Annotated in this window: 2 rRNA genes (1 of these 2 cut by a window edge); both read left to right on the top strand. The window is 53.4% G+C overall.

From position 1 onward, the window contains the following. Positions 1-51 (top strand): 16S ribosomal RNA (locus ABT112_RS34355) (it extends 1754 nt beyond the left edge of the window). Between the two features lie 165 nt (positions 52-216). After that, positions 217-2500, top strand: a 23S ribosomal RNA gene (locus ABT112_RS34350); the annotation flags it as partial.

Here is a 2500-nt window from a genome sequence, read left to right as displayed (position 1 = left end):
AAGTCGTAACAAGGTCTCCGTTGGTGAACCAGCGGAGGGATCATTACCGAGTTTACAACTCCCAAACCCATGTGAACATACCTTTACGTTGCTTCGGCGGAGCCGCCCCGGCGCCCGGAACCTCTTCGGTTTCGCGGCCCGGAACCAGGCGCCCGCCGGAGGCCACAAACTCTTTTGTTTTTACAGTTTCTTCTGAGTGTGCCGCAAGGCAAAATACAAATGAATCAAAACTTTCAACAACGGATCTCTTGGTTCTGGCATCGATGAAGAACGCAGCGAAATGCGATAAGTAATGTGAATTGCAGAATTCAGTGAATCATCGAATCTTTGAACGCACATTGCGCCCGCCAGAATTCTGGCGGGCATGCCTGTTCGAGCGTCATTTCAACCCTCGAGCTCCCCTCTTTTTGGGAGAGCCCGGCGTTGGGGACCCGGCGCTAACACCGCCGGCCCCGAAATGGAGTGGCGGCCCGTCCGCGGCGACCTCTGCGTAGTAATATCCACTCGCACCGGGACCCGGGCGCGGCCACGCCGTTAAACACCCCACCTTCCGAATGTTGACCTCGAATCAGGTAGGAATACCCGCTGAACTTAAGCATATCAATAAGCGGAGGAAAAGAAACCAACAGGGATTGCCCCAGTAACGGCGAGTGAAGCGGCAACAGCTCAAATTTGAAATCTGGTCCCCAGGGCCCGAGTTGTAATTTGTAGAGGATGCTTTTGGCGAGGCGCCTTCCGAGTTCCCTGGAACGGGACGCCACAGAGGGTGAGAGCCCCGTCTGGTCGGATGCCAAGCCTATGTAAAGCTCCTTCGACGAGTCGAGTAGTTTGGGAATGCTGCTCAAAATGGGAGGTATATGTCTTCTAAAGCTAAATACCGGCCAGAGACCGATAGCGCACAAGTAGAGTGATCGAAAGATGAAAAGCACTTTGAAAAGAGGGTTAAAAAGTACGTGAAATTGTTGAAAGGGAAGCGCCTATGACCAGACTTGGGCCCGGTGAATCATCCAGCGTTCTCGCTGGTGCACTTTGCCGGGCACAGGCCAGCATCAGTTTGGCGCGGGGGATAAAGGCTTCGGGAATGTGGCTCCCCTCGGGGAGTGTTATAGCCCGTTGTGTAATACCCTGCGCCGGACTGAGGTACGCGCTCCGCAAGGATGCTGGCGTAATGGTCATCAGCGACCCGTCTTGAAACACGGACCAAGGAGTCGTCTTCGTATGCGAGTGTTCGGGTGTAAAACCCCTACGCGTAATGAAAGTGAACGCAGGTGAGAGCTTCGGCGCATCACCGACCGATCCTGATGTTCTCGGATGGATTTGAGTAAGAGCATACGGGGCCGGACCCGAAAGAAGGTGAACTATGCCTGTATAGGGTGAAGCCAGAGGAAACTCTGGTGGAGGCTCGCAGCGGTTCTGACGTGCAAATCGATCGTCAAATATGGGCATGGGGGCGAAAGACTAATCGAACCTTCTAGTAGCTGGTTTCCGCCGAAGTTTCCCTCAGGATAGCAGTGTTGAACTCAGTTTTATGAGGTAAAGCGAATGATTAGGGACTCGGGGGCGCTATATAGCCTTCATCCATTCTCAAACTTTAAATATGTAAGAAGCCCTTGTTACTTAATTGAACGTGGGCATTCGAATGAACAACACTAGTGGGCCATTTTTGGTAAGCAGAACTGGCGATGCGGGATGAACCGAACGCGAGGTTAAGGTGCCGGAGTGGACGCTCATCAGACACCACAAAAGGTGTTAGTACATCTTGACAGCAGGACGGTGGCCATGGAAGTCGGAATCCGCTAAGGACTGTGTAACAACTCACCTGCCGAATGTACTAGCCCTGAAAATGGATGGCGCTCAAGCGTCCCACCCATACCTCGCCCTCAGGGTAGAAACGAAGCCCTGAGGAGTAGGCGGACGTGGAGGTCAGTGACGAAGCCTAGGGCGTGAGCCCGGGTAGAACGGCCTCTAGTGCAGATCTTGGTGGTAGTAGCAAATACTTCAATGAGAACTTGAAGGACCGAAGTGGAGAAAGGTTCCATGTGAACAGCAGTTGGACATGGGTTAGTCGATCCTAAGCCATAGGGAAGTTCCGTTTCAAAGGCGCACTTCGCGCCGTGTGGCGAAAGGGAAGCCGGTTAATATTCCGGCACCTGGATGTGGGTTTTGCGCGGCAACGCAACTGAACGCGGAGACGACGGCGGGAGCCCCGGGCAGAGTTCTCTTTTCTTCTTAACGGTCTCTCACCCTGAAATCGGTTTATCCGGAGCTAGGGTTTAATGGCCGGAAGAGCCCAGCACCTCTGCTGGGTCCGGTGCGCTCTCGACGTCCCTTGAAAATCCGCGGGAGGGAATAATTCTCACGCCAGGTCGTACTCATAACCGCAGCAGGTCTCCAAGGTGAACAGCCTCTGGTTGATAGAACAATGTAGATAAGGGAAGTCGGCAAAATAGATCCGTAACTTCGGGATAAGGATTGGCTCTAAGGGTTGGGTACGTTGGGC

The organism is Streptomyces sp. NPDC002055 (genome assembly GCF_040296705.1).
Taxonomy (GTDB): Bacteria; Actinomycetota; Actinomycetes; order Streptomycetales; family Streptomycetaceae; genus Streptomyces.
Note: the sequence above shows the minus strand (reverse complement) of the source record. Positions and strands in the feature narration are given on the sequence as shown.